The sequence below is a fragment of the Paenibacillus ferrarius genome, from assembly GCF_002027705.1.
Taxonomy (GTDB): domain Bacteria; phylum Bacillota; class Bacilli; order Paenibacillales; family NBRC-103111; genus Paenibacillus_E; species Paenibacillus_E ferrarius.
Map to the genome: position 1 here is coordinate 78,585 of NZ_MBTG01000002.1, position 22,387 is coordinate 100,971.

The window sequence follows — 22,387 nt, forward strand, 5'->3', positions numbered from 1 at the left end:
TATACGATTGAAGAAAGACCGCCAAACAGCTTGGCGGTCTCACCCTATATCAATTGATAAATTGCAAGGATTGCAGCATGCGCTTCAGCATCGCGGCTGCTTGCGCACGCGTGGCAGGTTCATTCGGCGCAAAGGCATTATCCGACATGCCTTGAATGAGGCCGCCAGTCAACGCTTGCGAGACGGCCGCATTCGACCAGTCGCCGATCTGCGCACGATCAGAGAAACGATTCATTAAAGCGGTATTGGCCTGAATTTCCTTGCCGCCCAATTTCATCGCCCGTATCATCATCGCTACCATTTGCTCACGGGTAATGTTGTCGTTTGGTCTAAAGGTACCGTCCTCATATCCGTTTATCAATCCAGCTTTATACGCTGTACTTACGGCTCCGAGGAACCAGTCGCCCGATTGTACGTCTTTGAATGCATTTGCCTTCATGTCAGCCAATCCTAGCGCACGAACCAGCATAGCCGCAAATTCGGCGCGTGTCACTGTGACCTCCGGTGCAAATTGCTGATCCTTTTTCCCGTCAACAATCCATTTATTCGCCAGCAGCTCCACATCCGCTTTTGCCCAATGTCCCTGCAAATCTTTAAACGATTTATCGGATTGAATAACCGTGTATAGGCTGTTATGGGGAGAACGAATCGTAATTATGGATGAACCATTCTTCGTTGTAATTACCGCTGGTACGAAATGGATCTGGTTGCTAGAGTCCACCCATACCGCTGTTACCTTGCTTGAATCAACAGTCAAGGCCCCCAAGTTAATCGTACGATTGACATAAATGCCGCCGAATTCACTTTTTTCTATCCCATTGATTGTGATTATGAATTCGATCGGGTTCGAAATCACTTGCTTCGCATCCATCTTGTTCACTGCTTCATTTACATCGTTCCCCGCTTTACCGGAAACTTTGGAAATCGAGATTCTAACGGTCGCATTCTTCGGAATATTTGCAAACAAACTTACTGGCAATTCATACATGGCGCCATTCGCCTGAATCTGAATCACCGCATGGCTTTGCTTACTGATCACGCTGAGGATAGCGTTGCCAGGCAGCTCTACATGAACGGTAGGCTCGCTGCCCTTCACCTCAATCAGAACAGTCGGAACTGCTGCCAAAGCTTTCTCCAGCTTATCCGCATCCACGATGACCTTGGTTACCGTCTTTCCATCGGCCATCGTTTCTTTCGTTACCTTCGCGTCTTTCTCAAGGTCCAAGATGCCGGAATTGCCGGTTGAACCCGTTGTTGCCGGTGCCGTCGTGCTGCTGTTGACTGATCCCGTACCTGAGCTTGAGCCTGATCCTGATCCCGAAGAATCATTCAGCGTTCGAAAGGCCACCGCGGTTCCGTACACACTCTGAGCTCCGTCCGTGTCAACGGCTTGAACCGTGTAGAAATAATCGTTCCCAGGTGTCAAACCTGTCAACGCATACGTAAGAACATTACCTAACGATGCAACTTCCGTGTAGGTGCTGCCTGTAACGCTATATATCTTATAGCCGGCTACTCCTCTGCTTGCTTCTGCAGCTGTCCATTGCAGCGTCGCTGTTCTTGCCCGCACATCTGACACAGACAGCTTGAATGTGCTTGGCCATGTCAGTTGTGTGACCGTAATAGCAGCCACTGCCTTATAGGTTGTACCTGTAACGGTCCCTTGAACGCTAAAGTTTCCCACCGCTGCATATTGGGAGGCGTCTATGTTGTTCCAAATGACACCAACAAGACGAGTCGATCTATCGCTGTAAACTGCTGTGACAACCGTTGGCATTACTGGCGCCGTTCCTACAGGTGTTAGGATGCTGATTGGCGTAATGCTGGCAATTTGCGCCTGATTGTCCGGCGGAACAAGCTCTGCCGGTTGGGCAGGCGCCGAGATCATAAACATGCGGGAATATATGTCCGTCCCCTTTGATCTAACCGTTACTTTGGACAGATCGCTCGCAATGCTTGGCAGCGTATAGCTTGTTGTACCTGCCGGCAGCTCAGCAAGCACCGCTTTGTCATGATAAACCGTATACCCTTCGCTCAAAGCATTAGCGTCCCACTTCAAAACTTTCGCAGATGCGCTCGCCTCGACATGAAGATTCTGTGGAGGTGTTGGCGCATTAAACACCTGAACTTGTGTAAGGCGAGGAGGCCCCGTGAGATCCGTCCCTGTGTTGCCGCCAGAAGCATTCTCCACCGTTACCTTGATATATCTGGCATGATAAGTTTTGCCAAGGTCGATGGGGTATGAGCTGTCTGCCGTATCTGTGCCTACGCTATTGTTGCCGGTTGCATACGTATAGCCTTGAGCAGTCTGTTTGTCGACTTGCGTAAAACTCATTGCATCAAACTCAGCAGCCGATGTATGATTTCCAACCTCATTCGATACATAGACGGTTGCGCCTTTTAATCTCGTCGATTTGGCAAACAATCGAATTTGGCTAACATCCATGGCCTGGCCAAGGTCGAGAACGAAGCTGCCTTTTCTCGCCCCATCGGTTCCCAGCCATGAATAATTTCCGATTTGATCCAAGCTGGTCACATCCGTCACAGCCCATAATGTCGGGTCTTGGAGTACGCCTGTAGTTAATTTGTTGGCATTCCCGTTCACATTGCCCGCAGCCGACTGGAGCTGGATCGAATTGGCATTTGCTGTGGGACCTACGTTATACGCTTGTTTATTAAGCGCAAGGTTAACGGACGATAGACCGGAAGCCACTTTGGTTATCGTGATATCAGCAAGCTGCAGCTCTGCGTCAAATGCTGAATTATTGCCGCCATTGGAGCTGCGGTAAATCCCCCACTTCGGTCGTTCATATTGGTCAAAAGCTGCCGGATACTCCGTCTCGAAATTGCTGCCTTTTTCCGGTCTTCTCCATAAATCCTTGGTGCCGTCCGTCGCGCCTTGATTCACAAAAGTTTGATACACATCCGGACTGTCGACGTTGTAAACCTTGCCTGTCACCATATCCGTTATTTTCACGGTGAACCAGCCGGAATCCGAAATAAGCGCGTTAAGCTCAACCTGAATCCAGTGGCCGTCGATTTCTTTTAAAGGAATGCTCATCGCGGTCTTGTCACCGTCAGATCGGTTATGATTCAAAACCAAATTCCTGCTGGTCGTACCCGATATCGAGAAAGCGAGGAGATAGGCGCCATTCTCGCCGCCGGTGTTGCCGCCCGGCAAAGTATTTGCTTTCTGAGCATTCACAGCCTTCAACTGGAAAAGATGTCTAAAGTTTGCTTGATTCCACTGGCTGCCGTCGGTAATTTGCCATTTCCACTGATAAGAAACCAGATCGCCATTATAGGCTACATAATCGCCGCCTGAATCCTCACTTGGGCGAATTTCAACTCTTTGCCTGTCATTGATCGCTGCGCCGCCAACCACATAGCCTTTCTCCCAATCAAAAACACCTTTGTGGCCGTACTCGCCATCGCGGACCTTATCAACGAATTCATTATTCACGCCTCTGCCGTACTCAAAGACTTTAAACACATTTGTGTTCAGTACACTATCCCAAACGTTCACCACATGGTCGTCAGCAGCACTCGCCCGAGGCTGATCGCCATAATATGCGTGGTAAGCGTCTCTGATCCGCTTGGTTACGCCTTCTACAGGCTCGTCAGTTCCCATCGCACCGCCCAGAACATTATAAGGAGATACGCCTTCAATAGCGTTCATCTTGATGGTTTTGGAATTAGCGCCAACACCACGAGCTGTTACGTCCAAAGCGAAGATAGATGGACTTCCGTTGTTGAAATTGAACGTAAATTCATTAGTGCCAAGCGGTAATTTCGCCAAGTAGGAGGCTGCAAATACAACCGTGCTGCCAGACAACGAATAATCGCTAGTCGGACGAAGCAGAGTACCGCCTTTGGCAATGCTTGTAAGCTTCTGCCCGCCTGCAAGATTAATCGTTGTCGAAATAGGTGCGGCTTGATCCCACGTGCTGTAGGTATCCTTTGCCGGTACTAATACCGTTGTATTAGCTACGACATCTTTGCCGGAAATCGTCAAACCGGATATCCCCATCATTGATGCGGCTTCATCCGTCTTCTTATCGCGAGGGCCGACCAATACCGTGTTGATCATCACATATCGGGCTGTAAACGGGTACAGGAATGTTTTGTTATCAAAGCCCCATTGTTGCCCAGCGTAAGTAACATAGGACCACAAGCCTTCCGTTTCTGTACCGCCCGCCAGTGTCCAGCCGTTTGCTTTCCAATCGTAACTCTTTGCCGTATCGGAAGCCGTAGGCGCACTTGCCCATGAGCTTGGGCTGTTGGAGTAATAGACCTCAAATCTTGTCGCATTACTTTGAATATTGGCGATCGTATTTGGTATCTCAAGGTGCAGTTTATCAATCGTTTTGGGAGCTCCCAAGTCAAGGGTTATGGCCAAGGAAGATGGCGCGTAGCTGCCCATATAAACATTTGAGCTTGAATTGCGCCAATAACCGCTGCCGCCTGAGCGCAAAGCATCTACGCCTGGATGATTGGCATCCTCCGAGCTTACTTTCAGATTTTGTCCTGCTACAGGTGTAAAACGGGATGGGGACAACAGATTTACCTGAACAGGATCTGGGGAAGTCACGGATGGTTCTCCGAAAATATTGAATGCATTGCTGCGTATCCCTGCACCTTTACCGCTGCCCAGCGTATTATTAACATCGGAAACAAGCAGGACATATTGAGCTTGAATAGGCAAGGCCAAGTTGTGCTCCGCCTTTTGGTTATTGCTAAGCGGTGTCGATTTCCCCGCCCCAGGCATCGTTATCCAAGATGCTCCATGGGCAGTCTCCAGAGGTTTTTCCGTGCCAACCGTGCTGGTTGAGAAATTATTTCCTTCCACAAGTTCATCATAAGCAGCTGCGTCATTCGTATAGTACACCTGATAATTTTTCAAGTAGCTGCTGTTATTGGTCCATTCGAGTTGAATTTTGCTGACATTAATTTTCTTCTCCAGCTTTACAGCTGCCCAATATTGATGATTGCCAGCATCTGTGGTTATTAGAGAACTGTTAGCCTGCCAATAGGTGGTGGCATCGTTATCAATAAAAGATTCTCTCATATTTCCAGTGCTGCCTTTGGAGACAGCCTTTATTTGAGCTTCAGGAGTTACCGCCCAATTTCGATAATCGGAAAGGTTCACTTCAATGAAAGGCCTGATGTTCTTGCTATTCGTAACCCCTGTGCCATTAAAATCGCCATAAATCTTGGATTTCCCCTTACTATCAGGCTTATAGCCTTCCGGGCTCCATGTCACATTCACCTTTTCTATATTCCCTGTGCTCAGGGTAACATCAAGCTGGGATGGCAAGGATAATTGGCTGAAAGAAGTACCTAAAGAAGCCGCAGCTTCTTTGGGCCTTACCCAAGCTGCAATGTCCTTCGGTTGTGCATTTGGGTTCCAGCCATTCGGAAAAATGTAGCTGTTTTTATCCCTTTTGATTAAATAAATATCAGATAGATACATGGTTGAAGCTTGGAATTCGTCTGCATAAGCCGCATCTCCTGCGCCGTTATACAACCCATGATAAAGGCCCCATTTGGAACGGTTTTGCTGCCCCGTCTCAGCAGGCAAATCCACTCGTTCGGACCTGCCTGTGGTCGGATTTACAACTTCGGGGCGTCTGAATGTTTCGGCCGTCATTCCCCCTTGGAACAGCACATCGCCGGTGGCAAGGTCGACAAGCTTGCCGTAGACATACCCTTTATCAGCTGTCAAAATAGTTACTTGCAAATCAAGCCAGCGATCCACCACCTTATCGAATGGAATCGTAAACAATGGCTTTATTCTATCCGCGTAGTTGGCATCCGGATTATTCCTGAATTCCAATTGGCCTTTTCCTTCACTTGAAACCAGCGTAAGAGTGGCCACGGGCTGGCCAGCTGCGTTGCCCGCCACTTCTTTCAACTGAAAAATGTGCCAAAACCTGTGGGGATCAATAAAATCACCCGCATGCTTGTCACCAACATCCTGCTGAAACTTTAACGTTTCCGATGGGAGCATAAGTCTCCAGTGATGGGTCATAATGTCGCCGCCCGCACTGTTGGCATCCTGATTGGACGCAGCCGTGTTGCTTTTAATTTCCAGCCGCTGGCGGTCGCTGCCCACTGCGCCACGATCACCATCGTCTCGGCTCACCCCGTCAGGCGTAACAAAAGGCTTAAATTCATGGTAGCGCAAAATGTCCGAATTGAGTTTATCCGTGCCTGGAACATTGGCAATGCCATACTTTGCAAGCGCATTCAAATCATCTTTGCCTATGGTCTGCAGATACATATTGTCTCCAAGCCAAGTTTCATTCACGGTAGAAGCCACAGGGTAGTCTCCAGATCGATCATAGACGGATTCCGACCATGCTTTTCCGCTATAAGAAGAAGGAGCGCCGGGGCCTTCAATAGAACCTGTTGTACTGCCGTTGCCAATTGGAGATGCGCCCATCACATCCCACGCGTCTTCGCCCGCCCGAATATTAAGCGGCAAAAATTTCTCGTTAGCTCCCACAGTACCTGCTATTGGGGGCAATTGACTTTCTACCGTAGTCGTTATCGTATATTTCCGGCTATTGCTGCTATTCTTCTTATCCGTTACTACCAAGTAATACAACGTAGTCCCGCTTTCTGAAAATTGATCCATTTTGGCATCGCCTTGGTTGATGCCGCTTGCTGCAAAAGCGATCGCCGTTGTTTCATTGCTTCTATAAAGTGTCGCAGCAGCCCCTGAGTTTGTCGTGACATTCAGCATTTGGTATAAGGTGCCGTAGGGTAATTCGATATGGATGCTTGCCTGATTAAGATCAACTACAGCATTGGCCGGCTTGTTCACTTCTATTTCCAGTAGGCCTAAGCTGTCTCCCGTCGCTGCTAGAACCGTTGACGCTGGGATAACGCTCGTCATAAGCGAAAGCACAAGTGAAAATGAAAGAACAATGCTCGCTGCCTTTCTTAAGGCTTTTTGCTTAAACATCTTTAAGAACATCTTCAAGCCTCCTTGAGTCAATTACGATGCATTTAAATGAGGGAATCAAGACATCAGCTGCTGATCGAGTGATACACAAATGAAATGAATGCGCTACCAAAAATGCTAGTTTGAAACCGCTCCCTAATAGGCCTGAGATCATCTCCCTCCTTTCACAATTTAATCATTGTAAGGCACGTACTTGTTTTCGCAGATGGAAAAAATTACGGTCACATGGTTTTTTTTAACATCTGAATCACAAAAGCACCGTCAGGAAAAAATATCCTGACGGTGCTTTGCGGCGGCCGCTTGTTTTCTGGCAAATTGAGTACTCTAATGCATCTATTTCGCACCTAATCCAGTTAACAGCCTCTTCAGCACGACCACTGATTCTGCCCTCGTCGCTTGCTCCTGCGAAGCAAACTCTTTCGCGGTTCGGCCATTCATCAGACCGGAGTCCACTGCAAGAGCAACAACCTTTTTGGCCCAATCACTGACAGTGCCCTCATCGCTGAATCGGATCGTTGCGCCCACGGTCATATCTTCCACTCTCATCCCTGTGGCATGTCCCTTCGCTCGCAGCAGCATTGCTGTCATTTCTTCACGCGTAATGTTCTTCTCCGGCGCAAACTCCCGGTCAGCAATGCCATTGACAAGACCAGCCGCATACGCGTTCTTCACCGTAGCCTCATACCAAGAGCCGGCGGCTACATCATCGAAGGGGGTCTGTATAGGACTACTCTTCAAGTCTAATGCTTTGGTAAGCAAGGTTGCGAACTGCGCTCTTGTCACATTCGTATCCGGCGCGAAATGATCGTCATCCATACCTTCCACGATGTTCTTGTTCACCATCAGCATAATATCGGATTTGGCCCAATGGCCGGCGAGATCACTGAAAATTTTGGTGAAATCCGCAGCTTCATTAAGCGAAATCGATTGATTTTGTAAATGGTGATCGACAATTTTCATAGAGGTCCACTTCACCGTTGTCGATCCTGCTTTTTTAGCCTTAAAGGTGATCGAACCTATGTCGAGATTTCCCTTTTCACCTTCTACTTTGCCCATTTTCGTATGCGCAAAGATCACTTCATTGTTCTTCACAAGGGGTGAAACAGAGAAGCCTTCTATTTGGGTATCGGCTTTGATAACATCCAGCTTGCTGGCATCAAAGCTGAATTTGGCCTCGTAAGCATATAAATCCTGCACATTTGTCCCTTGAAAAGTTACAGTAAATTCCCCCGTGGATTCGGTATCTGAGGTCTTCATCACGAATTGGGACGCTTCCTCTGCATCAGCAGGAGCCAGCAAGGCGAAAGAGCAGTAAAGCTGGCAAGCTAATGTGACATACATGATTTTACGTTTCATCCGGAACCATCCTTTCCCGTGATTACTCCACCATTCTGTTCGCCAATGCCGCAAGATCGAGAATGTCAATGATGTTGTCATTGTTCATGTCGGCGGATTTCACTTGATCCCAGTCTGGACTGGAGGAAGTTTTGCCGTAGTTAGCTGCAGCGAATCCAAGATCGCCAATGCTGACTTTGTTGTCGTGATTCAAATCGCCCGGAATGCCGACCGGAACCGGTGTCACTTGCACGCTGATCGACGAAGAGGTCGCGCTCGTTTCCTTGCCTTGTGCATCGGCAAGAATAACTGTCGCAGCTGTGATTAGCCCCGTTGCCGCTTGCTGTACGTTCTTTGCCATAAATACAATTTGCACCATGTCGGCCGTACCTGTAACAGGATGGGTCGCACCTTGGCTTACCAAGATAAGGCGAAGTTGGCCCGCCTGATCCTTTGTTTGGACGATGCTGACGCCGTCTTTCATAGATGCCGCCGAGACGAATTCCAAGAGGCTCGAATCATAGCTCAGTTTAATGTCCTGAGCATATACGTTGTAAGTCACATTAGTGACTCCGAAACGAATCGTCAACTGACTGCCCGCTTGAACAGTACCAGCAGCAGCGCTGAGCAAAGTTCCAGGTGCCGCCGGAGCATTATTGTCTACAGTAACTTGGCTCACACTCGTAAAGTTACCTTCTGCCGCAGCAGCTGTGATCGTTGCGCTGCCTGCTTTGAGTCCCGTTACGACGGCTTTGCCGTTGCCGCTGTCTGCGACCTTAGCTACTGCTTCGTCGCTGCTTGTCCACGTCACGTTCTTATTCGTGGCATTGATCGGAGAAACGACAGCTTCAATCTCGCTCGTTTCTCCGACTTTCAGATGCAGCGAGTCCTTGTCCATCTGTATGCCAGTGACATTAATCTGCTGGGCAAGGACGATTTCCGCACGGTCAACAGCAATGGCCGTACCTATCGCTTGGCTGTTTTTGGTTCCCGTAACTCTGACCTTGATCATATGCGCACCGGAACTAAGTATCGGGGAAACGAACAAGTTAGCGCCGCTTTGGGAAGTAGAAGCGTACAAATCAACCAGTTTCTCAGCGCCGCCGTCGATCGTAATGCCTGCAATCCCTGCACCAGGCGACTTCGTCCCGATCAGAATGATTTGCTTGCCTGTGAACTTCATCTCATAAGCATCATTCGTTGCTGCGCTGGTGCTTTCTGCTCCAACATTCCATGTTCCCGTGTAATTAAATTGATGATTGCCCGCCCCGCTTACGGTATTCTCAACGACAACGCGATTCATGACTTCAACACGTTCCAGAGAAAGAAAAGTACCGCTGGCAGAACTGTTCTTTCGTCCCGCTACTCTAGCCTTGACGGTGTGCTCGCCATACGGCAAGACAGGCGAAGTAAACCAAGCCGTCGCATTTTGGCGAGATGGAGCATACAGATCCGCATCGACCTCGCTGCTGCCATCGAGAGATACGGCCGCAATACCATGCCCCGGAGCTATCCCGCCGACCAGTTTGATTTGTGTGCCAACAAATTTGATCTCGAAGTAAGCGTCGGTCAAGCTTGTATAACTATCGGATGAAACAATCCAGCCGTTGCTTCCGCTCGTGCCGATTTTGGAATAATGAATCCGATTGAGGTCTGTTCCTTGCTCGCTATTTTTGATAATCGTTATCCCTAGCGGATCGGCAGGCGCAGGGTTGCTGACCGACGGCTCGTCCCCGATTAAACTCACTCGGTTAAAGAAATCTGAAGCGGTGGCAGAACGAGGGCCTCCCCACATTCTTTCGGAAAGCGCCTGACGCGGTTTTCTGGAGGCATCTTCGAAATTGGATTCCGGAATCACGTATTCCCCGTCTCCAACTTCTACGCCTTTAAACGAACTACCGCTCTCATATCCGACCCTGCCATCCGGTGTCTTAACTTGATCCCAGTAATCGGACCAGATCGATATAAAGTATCCCATCATATTCGTATGCACGGAAGGATTCCAGCTCTCATACAGGTAGGATGTATCTGGCAGAAGAGATTTCCCTGGCGTTACATACAGCACATCACCTGGGGAGGCATATACTTTATACCCCTCGTTGGCAAATGCACTAGCCTGCTTGGAAGAACTTTTTTCATCGCTCCAAACGGTAATCACATTATCCGAATTTAATGGAATGCTAGGATGATAGTCTTCGAATCCGTTCCAGTTCATCGGTATTTTACCAAGCTGCTTGACATGCTGACTCATCTCATTGATGAACTCGATAAAGCTATCTCCGACCTTTGGCAAGCCCTTGCTGTTTTTATAGGCCACAAGCTCCGGACAAGCGTTCATTTTGGACTCTGTTTGAATTTCATCGGAGCCGATATGGAAGTAGGGTCCCTTGAACAACGGAACGAACTCGTCGAGCAAACCTTTAATGAAAGTGCGTGTTTCGCTCTTCGTGTAATCAACCGTAAACTGCGGAATGTCCCAGCCTGTCGTGTCTTTATCCATCGAGGAACAACTGAATTTCATAGCCGGCTTATATTTGTTAAGGATGGCCGCATGGCCGGGCATTTCTAACTCAGGGATGATCATAACATGATAACGATCGGCGATTTCGGTCAACCGTACGATATCTGCTTTGCTGTACGATTTGGTCGAAGCAAGACCAGGATAAGTGTCGCTTTGCAAGCGGAATCCGCTCCATTCGCTAAAATGGATTTGAAACGTATTCAGCTTATTCCATGCCAGCCGTTTGATCGTATCTTCGAGATACGCCATTGAATAGTATCTGCGCCCGACATCAAGCATCACTCCGCGCTGAGCGAATTGCGGATAGTCCTTGGCAGTTCCTTTAGGCACATAAGAACGTGAAGGGTCCTGCTGCAAAATTTGCAGCACTGTCCGAGTGCCGTAAAAGACGCCAGCGGTCGAATGCCCTTTGATCGAGAGACTGGCTGCCGCTTCCAGCACGTAGCCTTCATTGCCGATGGCCATGTCATCGCTATTAAGTGTCAAGAAAATATCGCCTGCATTCGCTGCATTAGCTTGAACAACAGTCAATGCTTTGCCAGCAACCAGTGTGACATCATCCTTAAAGGCCGCAGCCGTTTCCGCAAGCTCATCACTGTAAGAGGAATCAATAACAATTCGTGATGTATCTTTTAATTGAAAAGCGCCTGCTCCGCCCGTCCATTCCCGTAAACTGGGAACCACATTCGGAGCTGCGTTCGCTGCATAGGATACGGATGGCGGTTGAAACAGAGAAGCGAATAAGGAAATTACCAGTAGCGCCATAACTGATTTTCTTTTCATAAAAGAATATCTCATGTTGAATTCCTCCGTTTTGTCCTTTTCATGTTAGCCTTTTAATGCCCCAGCCGTAATGCCTCCTGTAATTTGCTTTTGAAAAATGCCGTAAAACACGATCGGCGGCCCCATCGAAATGATCAGCGCAGCGAAGAGCGGTCCCCATTCTGTCCTGTACTGCATCTCCCCCTGCATAACCGCAATCGCAACTGGTATCGTATATTTCGTAGGATCGCTAATCAGCACCAGCGCAAAAACATACTCATTCCAAGTATTGAGCACAGTAATAATAGCGACGGAAATTAATCCCGGCTTGGCCAGAGGAAGCATCACACGAAAGAAGATGCCATAGTGCGAAGCGCCGTCAATGGAAGCCGCTTCTTCCAATTCGCTGGGCAAAGTTTTGAAAAAACTGACTAATACAAACACAGCGAACGGCACTCCTGTTACTGTATACACCAAGGTTAAGCCAAATAAATTGTTCGTGAGATGAAGATCGTTCAATAGAAAAAATAGAGGAATAATGCCCAAAAATGTTGGGATCATCATGTAAGAAAGGTACGAATAGTACAGCAAGCCATTCCCTCTGAACGTAAACCTTGCAATGACATAGGCTGTCGTAGCTGATAGAAGCACTGCGGCAGCCGTGCTGACCACGGTCACAACGAGTGAGTTCGCAAAGTTGGAGCCGAAATGGTACTTTTCCCACACGAACGTAAAATTAGACCAGAGCAAGGGAAGCTTGGGCAGATCCCACGGCTTGCCTAGAAAAAACTGCTGATTATCCTTCAAAGAACTTAGAACTGTCCAGATCAGCGGGTAAAGAATACATACAGACCAGGCGATAAGGCACACTTTGAAAAACAAACGAAATACGGGATGAACCGTTGCTTGACTCATACTCATTACCCCTCTACGTTAATTCAATGGTTTCTTTCTTCATCAGCCTTTGCAGCGTTGCTGTCGTGATCAAAGAAAGCACCAGAATGAGAACGCCAATCGCAGACGCATAACTGAATTTGCCGAACTTGAAGGCATTCAAATACAGATAAGAGCCCATGACCTGTGTCGCATTGTCCACTCCGCCTTCAAAAGTCATGATCGTGACGATGACGAATGAACCATTGAGCGTTGTCATGACAATCCAAAGCACCGAGGTCTGGATCTGCTCCCACGACAAGGGAAGGGTAATCTGCCAAAATTGATGCCACTGCGACGCGCCGTCAATGTCCGCCGATTCGTATAACGACGAGGGAATGCTCAGAATGCCGGCAACCAGCAAAATGATCGTGAATCCTACGCCTGCCCAAATCGCAGGAGGCAAAAGCGCGAAGATCGACCATTTGTCGCCTAACCAGGCGAAATCAAACTTTTTCTCAGTAAATAAAGAGATGAAGGAATTCAAAAATCCGAGGTTCGGATTGTACACATAGCGCCAGAGTACGCCGACAACAACAACCGAAAGCACATTAGGCAGAAAGAAAATGATCCGATAAAAACTTGAACCTTTCATATTGAAACGGGTTAGCGCCAACGCCAAGAACATGGATAAGAGCATAAAACCAATGACTTTGCCGATAACCAGAATGTAGTCGTTGCGAATTGTCTTAAGAATGATATCGTCGTGCAGCAGGTCCTTGAAATTGCCAAGACCGATAAAGTTATACGTTTCAGAACCGCCTGACCAATCAAACAAACTAAGATAAATACCTTTAAACAGGGGATAAACGGTAAAAACAAGGTACAATAGCAATGTTGGCAGGATAAAGGAAAGAATGAATATATTCCGCTTCATCTTTGCAGTGCCGGTTTTAACACTCGTTTTCCGATCGTTCATGGCGGCTGCGGCTGGCTGTCTCTCTTTCATAGTTTCCTCCAATCTAAATGTCTGAGCGATAGCAAGGGAAGCTTCATTCCCTCACTATCGTTCATCACATGAACGGAATTATTTCTTTTCTTTGGCGCGAATTTTGTCTGTCGCTTCTTCCATGCGATCCGCCCACTGCTGCGGTGTAATTTCGCCTTTGGTCAGCGCGATCGTCGCGTTGTTTCTCGCCGTGACAAGCTCCTCTGGAATGACGATTTCAGGCGCGACAACCGTATTCGGCGAGTTATAGAATTTAGCTGCCTCTTTCGTCAGAGCCGGCGCATTCGTTCCTTCAAGATCAGCCTTAATGTTCGAAGGGGCTTTGGAAAGCTCCGCCCATAGTTTGCTTTGTTTTTCAGTGAAAATAAATTGCATAAACGCTTTGGCTGCCTCGGGGTTCTTGGCTTTCTTGGCAATACCCACAGTGGACGTGTAAGGATTCGCTACAAATTTGCCGCCTTTGTCCTGGCCGATGGAAGGCAAGAAGCCGAATTCGAATCCAGCCGGAATGTCCTTCGCCATTTCGCTTTCCACCCAAATGCCGGTCGGGATGAATGCCGCTTTATGCTGCAGCCACTGGGATTGGGAATCCGTATGGTTCAGCGCCGGAGATGCTTTATCGATCAGACCCTTGTCTCTTATTTGCACAATTTTATCCAAAGCTTTCATCACCGGCTCGCTCTTCCAAACACCTTTTTCGAGCGTATTAATTTTCTTGGAAATGGACGTATCATAGTTGTTCATCGCAATGATGGTTGGATCAAGCAAGGCACCATTGATGTAATAAGGATATACCCCTGTATGGATGTAATCGCTCATCTTGCCATCCGCTTTAATTTTCTCCCCTAAAGCCATGAAGCTTTGGAAATCTACAGGCGCTTCCCACCCTTTGCTTTTGAATAACGCTTTATCGTAGAACGTGCCCCAGGATCCGAAGACTAACGGAACGGCAAATGCTTTGCCTGGCTTGTACTCCTCAGGAGGAGCGATCAGCAGATCGAGAATTTTTTTCCCATCGACATTTTTGGCCTCTTTTAGCCAATCCGTAATATCCATCAATTGATCGTCCGTTACCATTTGCCTTGTGTTGGAGCCGGCTCCGTCAATGTATACAAAATCAGGCGGATTTCCTTGCAGCCAGCGTGGTTTCATTTGATCATTAATTTTTGCTCCGGCGGACTCTTTAATCTTGAGATCAGGATTTTGCTTTTGGAAATCAGCAATCGCTTGTTTCCACCAGGCGTCTCCGTATCCACCGACAAAATATTGAATTTCGAAATCTCCGGCCAGCTTGGTTCCCCCCGCCTTTGCGCCCTCCGTTGCTTTAGCGCTTTCAACAGGCTTCGTTGTCGGCGAAGTCGTACTCGCATTGTTGCTTCCGCAACCGCTCAGTGTAACCATAACTGTTGACAGTACCATACCCCATGCCAATACTTTTTTGGATGTTCTCATTCGAAATGACCTCCCCAGCGTTTTGTTGATCCGTTCTTACACCTTAATCATAGTGATTTTCACGGTTTGCAACCATTGATTAAAAAACTGTAAATAGTTAAAAATGTATTGTCTTTGGGCGCGCATTGTATAAAAACACAAAACAAGCCAGGAATCATTTCCTGGCCTTGTTCTTATGCACAACTCAATGACTTTTGTTCAAAGCAATTTGCTGCAGTCGATCCAGCGCCTGTTTCGGACTTGTCTGACCGAGCAGCACGGTTTGCCCCATATTTCTGGTTGCATTCAGAACAGCGGACCAAGCCGGGTCCTGAATGGGGTAGAACTTTGCGGTTTTAATCGCGTCCAAATTTTGCTTCATGGCCGGATCATCCTTCGCGAGTTTGCTGCCTACCGTTTGAATGGTTGGAAGAAACCCTTCCCGCAGAACAAACTCTTCATAACGCGCACTCTCATACATAAAATCGAGGAACTTGGATAGAGCCTCCTTATTCGTATGATCTGTTTTGAACGACATCAGAACGTCCTGTACGCCTAGCACTAGGGGAGTCTGCCCCTCTTTGACCGGGATCGGCCCTTTCCCCCATTTTAATCCTGGGTACTCATGCGGAACGACCGCCTCAAAATAATTGCCGGAAATCAGCATGCCCAGCTTGCCGTTGCCAAGGATGCGCTGCTTCTCGTCGCGTGTCGTCACAGTCGGCTCCGCATCCGTTAACCCTTTTGCATATAAATCTTTCAGAAACGTGATGCCTTCCACATTCTCAGGAGAATTGATCGCCCACTCGCCATTTCTCATCCAGCCTCCGCCAGCTCCATAAAAGAAATAGGAGAGATACGCCCAAATTTCGTTATCTGTCAAATCGACACCAAAGCCGTCAACTTGTTTAGTTTCCTTTATTTTGCGCGCGTCTTCCTCTAAGGATTTCCAATCTGTAGGTGGCTGTGTAATCCCAACTTCATTATAAATATCTTTGTTATAGTACAATTGCCGGATCGTAGCGACATATGGAACCGTGTATTGCGTGCCCTCCATTTTACTGCTCTCCATCAAATAGGGGTAAATGTCGTCCTTCAATTCTTTGGACAATATATCATCCATACTGTTAAGCAGCCCATCCTTGGCAAAATGCGCATAAATGTTCGTGAGCAGCAAATCCGGAGGCTCATTGCGGCTAATCATGGTATTATAGGCGCTATCGAGAATATCCCAGTTGATGACCTGCAGTTCTACCTTGATATTCGGGTACTTCGTCTCGAAATCTTTCACCAGTTTCTCAAAATAGGGTTTGGTCGACGAGCTATACTCTGCGGCTACGAAAGTAATCGACGCTTTCGCCTCGGGATTGGTGGAAGCCGAGCCATGGCCGTCCTCCCGAATACATCCGGTGAACAACACAGCCGCAAGCTGCAGTAGTATGATCAACAAACCCCTTTTTCTATGAGCGAATAGGCTCATGGCTTGACCCCCTTTAGTCATATAACTACTTTTCTACCATTGGGAAAAGAAGCTCCTGATTCTCTTGGGTATACATGTTTTCTCTGGTGATGGCACGGGATTCGATATTTATCTTAGGATCCACTTTGATGCCCGAGGAAGCTTGAACAGCCGTTTCAACAGCTACATAACCGATATTGAATGGTTTTTGTACGATTTCGGCCTTTAAAATACCTTCTTCCATAAGCTTGATTTGATAGATGGAACTGTCAAAGCCGACAATTCGGATGCGGTCTCCAACTTTCATTTCTTTAACAGCTCTAGCCGCACCTAATGTTGCCGTTTCATTCAAAGCGGCAATCCCTTGGATGTCCGGATACATAGTCAGCAGGTTTTTCACTTGAATATAAACCGCATCCTCTGTTCCTTCAAGTTCGAAATTTCCTGCATAAGCAACGCTGGGAAAGCTCGCGAACGCTGCTGTGCATCCGTCCTGACGTTCCTTCTCTGTGAGCGATTCCTTGCTGCTGCTAAGCGTCATTACGCGAAATGGTGAGCCATTGTGTCCTTTCACCAAAATCATGCCAGCTTGCCTCCCGGCTTCGGTATTGTCAGTCATAATCAAACTTGCCTCCGGATGGGAGCGAACCGGCGAATCGATCAAGATAAGCTTCGTGCCGGATCTGGCTATTTTCTCAGCGGCGGATGAAAGCCCGTCGTAGTCGGCCGCAGCGAGAATGATCGCGTCCGGCTTCTTCGCCAGCGCTTCATCCACGCTGCGAATTTGCCCAGCCGTGTCGCTTTCCGATAACGGCCCTCTAATATCGAGGTTTACTGCGTACTCCTTAGCAGCCTCTTCTGCGCCTGAACGAACCATTTGCCAATAGTCCGAGCGAATATTGTTCGTTTTTAACACAATTGCAATCTCCAGTTTCTTGGGATTCGTGATCCGCAGCATCTCCATGCCGATAACCGCGACGAAACCAAGCGTAATCACGAGCAGCACGGCCCAGACAACCGGCTTTTTAAGGTGCATGATCGGCTCCTTTCTGGAGGCATTTGGGGAGAACAATCCTGACTTCCGTGCCTACCCACTTTTCGCTCTTATAGGAAAGGCCAAACTCACTTCCGAATAGTTGAATGCGTTCATTCACATTGCTGACGCCAATCCCCTTAACAATACCATCTCTCGACTTCAGAATTTGCTCCAGCTTCTCCGGCTCCATGCCGACACCGTTATCCGCAACGACAAATACAATCGTCTCCCCTTCTTCTGTCCCTGTTATGGTTACTTGTCCAAGCTCTAGACTATTCTTGATCCCATGGTAGATCGCATTTTCCACAATAGGCTGCAAAATAATTTTGGGAATATGCACATCCAGAATCCCGGGATCCACGTCGATCCGAAAATCAAGCTTATCCTGATAGCGCATCGTTTGAATTTGGAGATAGTTGGTAATATGCTCAATCTCTACTCGGACAGGAACGGTTTCGTTATTCTTATGAATAATGGCACGAAACAGTTTGGCGAGGGAGGATGTCATCAGCACAACTTCATCATGCTTTTTACGCTCTGCCATCCAGATGATGGAATCCAGCGTGTTATACAAAAAATGAGGATTGATTTGCGCTTCCAGCAGCTTCATTTCGCTCTGGCGTTTACTTTCTTCATTCTGAATAATTTGATTCATCAAATCTCGGATACGGCCAACCATAATCGTGAATGTGTGGCTTAATTGTCCGATTTCATTTTTGCTTTGAAAATCCGAGCGAATCGTGAAGTCTCCTTTTTCCACTAGTTTCATGTTTCTTTGCAGCTGTTTGATCGGTTGCGAGAGGTGACGGGAAAGATAAAATGAGAGGCATAAAGCGATGACTAAAGCTAATATGGTCCACAGGAAATACGAAACATTAATTTGATACTGGTTGGCAATGAGTTCATTCGCATAGGCGACCCCGACGATTTTCCAGCCGAAATGCGTCTCTTGAATCGTATACATCCTTTTTTTGTTGCCTTCTCCCGTCGTGAAGCTGCCGCTGCCCGATTGTTTGACCTGATCGATCATCTCTGTTTTCAGGTTGCTGTTGATCAGCTTCTGCTGAGGATGATAGACGATGCTGCCATCCTTATCGACGATGAAAACATATCCTCTTTTGCCAAGGTTGATTTGATTGCAAATTTCGTTAATAACACTCAAGTTCAAATCAACGAGGAAAATACCTTCCCCCGTAATGCCATCTGCGCTTTTTAGCTCACGGCTTAGTGAAACAACCCACCGATACTCATTTTGAATCATGTTCTGGACGTGGGGAGCGGAAATGACGGATCGACCTCCCTCCGCTTTCGCGTTTTTGTACCAAGGCTGTTCCTCGAAGTTGGCGTTCAAATTCAAGCTTGTAATTCTGCGGTCGGAAACAAATCGGTTGTTGTAGCCAAACACCATGATCGAGGCAATATCTTTGCGGGTAATCAAAATGGATTGAAATAAATCGGATATACGTTTCTCATACGGCCTGCGCTCTTCATCGCTAATAAAGCTCGTACCCGTAATATAATATTTCACGTCCTTGTTCGTGGATGCCAGCAGAGAAATATCTTCCATATTGGTAATATAGGATTGAAGATTAATGTTCACTTGTTTGACGATTTCAGAGATATAATGTTTGGAATTCATTTCTACCGCGTCCGCCGACAAATGATAAGAGATGTAGCTTGTGATCACGATCAGAAACAGAATCAGGCATGAGAAGACGACAGAAATACTGGACTGAATGCTTCTGAACTTAAATAGAAATGATCCGACATTCCATCCTTTTCTCATACTCAGTTCTCCCTCAACAACTTTTCTCGGTATTCCGTAGGTGTCGTTCCTGTATGCTTTTTAAATAACACACTGAAATATTGAGGGTCGCTGTAACCGACTTTTGAGGCCACTTCATAGGATTTCAAAGACGTCTGATTCAACAAATCTTTGGCTTTATCGATCCGCACGCGCGTTACGTACTCCATAATCGTTTGTTCCTTATTCTGTTTAAACACAGAGCTGAAATAGCTTTTGCTTAAATGAACATGGCGGCAAAGCTCATCAACGGTAAGGTTCTCGTTCACATAATGCTTTTCGATGTAATCAACCACACTCAGAACCTGCATTTTCGTTTGATCGCTTCGCTGCTCCGCAACAAATGAAATCGCTTCTTTGCAAATCGTTTTGAGCCAATCTTCCACTTCATCCAACGTTTTGAAACGATTGATCTCTCTTTGAGCGATATCATAGCCTTTGAAATGACCGCTTTGATTGCCTTCGAATTCATGAATCGTATTCATAATCGCGATAATAATGGACTGTACTTGTAAATAACAGCCACCCATTGGCATTAAGGAAGCCTTGAGACGACTAATTAATTGTTCGATCAGTGCTTGTGTTTCCCCGAACGTTCCCGTCTTGATCAAGGTGGAGAATTTCCGGTTCCATTCCATCTCCAACTGCTGAGCAGGTTTGTTGCTGCCCTCCATATCCTGAATGCTGATGACTTTGTTGTTGCCAAGCATGAACCTGTAATCCAGCGCAGAGATCGCCCCTTTGTAAGAAAGCGGGAGCTCATGCAGAGCTCTGCACATCGTTCCGACGCCAACCGTAACCGTGCATTTCAAATATTTCTCCATGCAGAAGCGCATGACCTCAGACAAGTTGAGCGCCGTTTCATCGAGTTCGTCTCCCGATTCTCCATAGAAGAGGACGATCATTCGCTCTTCTCTCGTCCGGAAGACAATGGCTTCTTTACTTTCCACTACTTCCTGCACAATATTGTAAGCAGCCGATCGGAAAAGCTCCGGATCGTTCTGCCATCTTTCTTTTTTGACTTCGTCCAGGTTATCAATGTCAATGGCGACAACAAGATAAGGCGGTTCAATTAACGGAAGCCCGAAATAGTGGAACCGCTCCAGAATCTTTCTTTCACTTAGGGTGCCGCTCATCAGCTGCTCCAAAAACCGTTCTCTCAACAAAGGCAAGCTTTGATGCAGCTGCATTCTCAAATGGGTGAGGTTTTCGCGGCTTTCTGCTTCCTTGTCCATTTCCGCCTTCACTTTATCCAGCAGAGTGCGAATTTCTTTTGCCGTTATCGGTTTGACGACAAAATCGTGAACTTTCAAACGCAGTGCTTGCTGTGCGTAATCAAACTCATCATGGCCGGTAAGAATAATCACCTTGATATACGGATATTTCAACTGAATTTGCCTGGTCAGCTCGATCCCGTCCATAAACGGCATGCAAATATCGGACAAAACCAAGTCCGGCCTAAGCTCTGCGACCGCTTCCAAAGCTTCTTTGCCATTCCTATAGTCTCCGATACATTCAAAACCATGCCGTTCCCAGTCAATGCTCTCTTTAATTCCTTCTCTGACCTCAATTTCGTCGTCCACGATTATGATTCTATAGATGATGTACACCCCATTTCATTCTTTGCTTCAAACAAATTTCCATTCTTGTCAGAATAACTACCACATGCAAGAATGCGAAGTACAAAGTACAAAGTAATGACACATCAAAATCCTTTTATATATTGCAATAAGCTTTATTCGTTTAATGTACTCATAATTATACAAGCCTTTGCTCGTATCGGGTAGAGCCAAATTGAATGCCTTTTTTTGTTAAGGGACTTTGTTATTAAAAAGGCAACGGCCTGTGATCTGCAGTTCCATTATGGAACAAGCAGATTCACAGGCCAAGTTAGTTGGGGACGCCCCTTTTTGTTTTAATGCTCCGCCCAGCTCGCAAGATAAGTTTGCTGTTCTGTCGTAAGCCGGTCGATCTCAATACCAAGCGAGTCCAGCTTATAGAGCGCCACCTGTTCGTCCAACTCGAACGGTACATTTACGACCTTACTGCCGAGACTTTGATAATGCTCGTTTACATATTTCAACGACATCGCTTGCAGCGCAAAAGTCATATCCATGATTTCTGCCGGATGACCGTCGCCCGCCGCTAAGTTAACGAGCCGTCCTTCTGCAAGTAAGTAGACGCTGCGACCGTCAATGAACGTATACTCATCGATATTTTTCCTGACAGTACGGTGCGAAACAGCGAGGTCTTCGAGATCCTTCACATTGACTTCCACATCGAAGTGACCCGCATTCGTTAGAATGGCTCCGTCCTTCATCAGAAAATAATGCTTACCGCATATGACATCCTTATTACCGGTAACCGTGACGAAGATATCGCCGATTTGTGCCGCTTGCTGCATAGGCATAACCTCAAAACCGTCCATGTACGCCTCAACAGCTTTGATCGAGTCCGTTTCCGTGACCACTACTTTCGCCCCCAAGCCTTTGGCACGCATCGCAACGCCTTTGCCGCACCAGCCATAGCCTGCCACGACAACGACTTTACCAGCTGCGACCAGGTTGGTCGTCCGGTTAATCCCGTCCCACACCGATTGCCCCGTACCGTACCTGTTGTCAAACAAATATTTGCAGAACGCGTCGTTCACCGCAAGCATTGGGAATTCGAGCCGTCCTTCCTTTTCCATCGCCTTCAAACGCCATATGCCTGTTGTCGTTTCCTCAGCACCGCCACGTACCTTCCCTAACAAATCGCGACGTTCGGTATGCAGAATGCTTACCAAATCCCCGCCGTCGTCAATGATCAAATCCGGCTCCGTTTCGATCGTATCGATCAGCAGCTGTTTATACTCCAGGGGATCCGGATTATATTTGGCAAAGACGGTAATACCGTCGGTAACGAGCGCTGCGCATATGTCGTCTTGGGTAGATAACGGGTTGCTGCCTGAAATCGTCACTTTTGCACCGCCTGCTTGAATGACCTTCGCAAGATATGCCGTCTTCGCCTCCAAGTGAAGCGATATGGCAACTTTCAATCCTTTAAAAGGCTGTTCGATGACGAATCGTTCCTTGATTCGATTCAGAACGGGCATATGCGCGCTCGCCCATTCAATTTTAAGCCGGCCTTCCTCCGCTAAGGCAATATCCCTGATTTTACTGCGTTCCTTGGCGTTCGTATTCATATA

11 protein-coding genes are annotated in these 22,387 nt (G+C 47.3%); all 11 read right to left on the reverse strand.

The genetic code is table 11. The features are described 5' to 3' along the window. Positions 1 to 49: 49 nt before the first annotated feature. Positions 50 to 6,982, reverse strand: a complete 6,933-nt coding sequence (locus BC351_RS03145) for an S-layer homology domain-containing protein (protein WP_079409259.1) — start codon at positions 6,980 to 6,982, stop codon at positions 50 to 52. A gap of 321 nt (positions 6,983 to 7,303) precedes the next feature. Continuing rightward, a complete protein-coding gene (locus BC351_RS03150) occupies positions 7,304 to 8,326 on the reverse strand; it encodes an S-layer homology domain-containing protein (RefSeq protein WP_158081968.1) in 1,023 nt (340 codons plus the stop codon). Positions 8,327 to 8,348: 22 nt separating this feature from the next. Next, positions 8,349 to 11,624, reverse strand: coding sequence for a family 20 glycosylhydrolase (locus BC351_RS03155; RefSeq protein ID WP_079409261.1), 3,276 nt, complete (start codon positions 11,622 to 11,624; stop codon positions 8,349 to 8,351). 30 nt (positions 11,625 to 11,654) lie between these two features. Continuing rightward, on the reverse strand, positions 11,655 to 12,503 hold the full coding sequence (locus BC351_RS03160; RefSeq protein WP_079409262.1) for a carbohydrate ABC transporter permease: 849 nt from the start codon (positions 12,501 to 12,503) through the stop codon (positions 11,655 to 11,657). A 13-nt stretch (positions 12,504 to 12,516) separates the two neighbouring features. Then, on the reverse strand, positions 12,517 to 13,470 hold the full coding sequence (locus tag BC351_RS03165) for a carbohydrate ABC transporter permease (protein WP_079409263.1): 954 nt from the start codon (positions 13,468 to 13,470) through the stop codon (positions 12,517 to 12,519). Between the two features lie 78 nt (positions 13,471 to 13,548). Next, positions 13,549 to 14,922 carry an ABC transporter substrate-binding protein gene (locus BC351_RS03170; protein ID WP_079409264.1) on the reverse strand — a complete coding sequence of 458 codons (1,374 nt, stop codon included), beginning with the start codon at positions 14,920 to 14,922 and terminating at the stop codon, positions 13,549 to 13,551. A 184-nt stretch (positions 14,923 to 15,106) separates the two neighbouring features. Continuing rightward, entirely contained in the window at positions 15,107 to 16,381 is a 1,275-nt protein-coding gene (locus tag BC351_RS03175; RefSeq protein ID WP_158081969.1) for an extracellular solute-binding protein, read from the reverse strand. A 25-nt stretch (positions 16,382 to 16,406) separates the two neighbouring features. After that, positions 16,407 to 17,396, reverse strand: a complete 990-nt coding sequence (locus tag BC351_RS03180; protein WP_079409266.1) for a substrate-binding domain-containing protein — start codon at positions 17,394 to 17,396, stop codon at positions 16,407 to 16,409. Next, the gene (locus BC351_RS03185; protein WP_079409267.1) at positions 17,386 to 19,182 is read right to left on the reverse strand and encodes a cache domain-containing sensor histidine kinase; all 1,797 of its coding nucleotides are present in this window, start codon (positions 19,180 to 19,182) and stop codon (positions 17,386 to 17,388) included. Before BC351_RS03185 ends, BC351_RS03180 begins: the two co-directional genes overlap by 11 nt. 2 nt (positions 19,183 to 19,184) lie before the next feature. Continuing rightward, positions 19,185 to 20,810: a response regulator gene (locus BC351_RS03190; RefSeq protein ID WP_244208874.1), complete on the reverse strand. Its 1,626-nt coding sequence runs from the start codon at positions 20,808 to 20,810 to the stop codon at positions 19,185 to 19,187. 305 nt (positions 20,811 to 21,115) lie between these two features. Further along, positions 21,116 to 22,384: an adenosylhomocysteinase gene (locus BC351_RS03195; RefSeq protein WP_079409268.1), complete on the reverse strand. Its 1,269-nt coding sequence runs from the start codon at positions 22,382 to 22,384 to the stop codon at positions 21,116 to 21,118. Positions 22,385 to 22,387: the final 3 nt, after the last annotated feature.

Coding starts and splice junctions, on each gene's coding strand:
- BC351_RS03145 (WP_079409259.1), bottom strand. CDS start 6,982: ATGTTCTTAAAGATGTTTAAGCAAAAAGCCTTAAGAAAGGCAGCGAGC.
- BC351_RS03150 (WP_158081968.1), bottom strand. CDS start 8,326: ATGAAACGTAAAATCATGTATGTCACATTAGCTTGCCAGCTTTACTGC.
- BC351_RS03155 (WP_079409261.1), bottom strand. CDS start 11,624: ATGAGATATTCTTTTATGAAAAGAAAATCAGTTATGGCGCTACTGGTA.
- BC351_RS03160 (WP_079409262.1), bottom strand. CDS start 12,503: ATGAGTCAAGCAACGGTTCATCCCGTATTTCGTTTGTTTTTCAAAGTG.
- BC351_RS03165 (WP_079409263.1), bottom strand. CDS start 13,470: ATGAAAGAGAGACAGCCAGCCGCAGCCGCCATGAACGATCGGAAAACG.
- BC351_RS03170 (WP_079409264.1), bottom strand. CDS start 14,922: ATGAGAACATCCAAAAAAGTATTGGCATGGGGTATGGTACTGTCAACA.
- BC351_RS03175 (WP_158081969.1), bottom strand. CDS start 16,381: ATGAGCCTATTCGCTCATAGAAAAAGGGGTTTGTTGATCATACTACTG.
- BC351_RS03180 (WP_079409266.1), bottom strand. CDS start 17,396: ATGCACCTTAAAAAGCCGGTTGTCTGGGCCGTGCTGCTCGTGATTACG.
- BC351_RS03185 (WP_079409267.1), bottom strand. CDS start 19,182: ATGAGAAAAGGATGGAATGTCGGATCATTTCTATTTAAGTTCAGAAGC.
- BC351_RS03195 (WP_079409268.1), bottom strand. CDS start 22,384: ATGAATACGAACGCCAAGGAACGCAGTAAAATCAGGGATATTGCCTTA.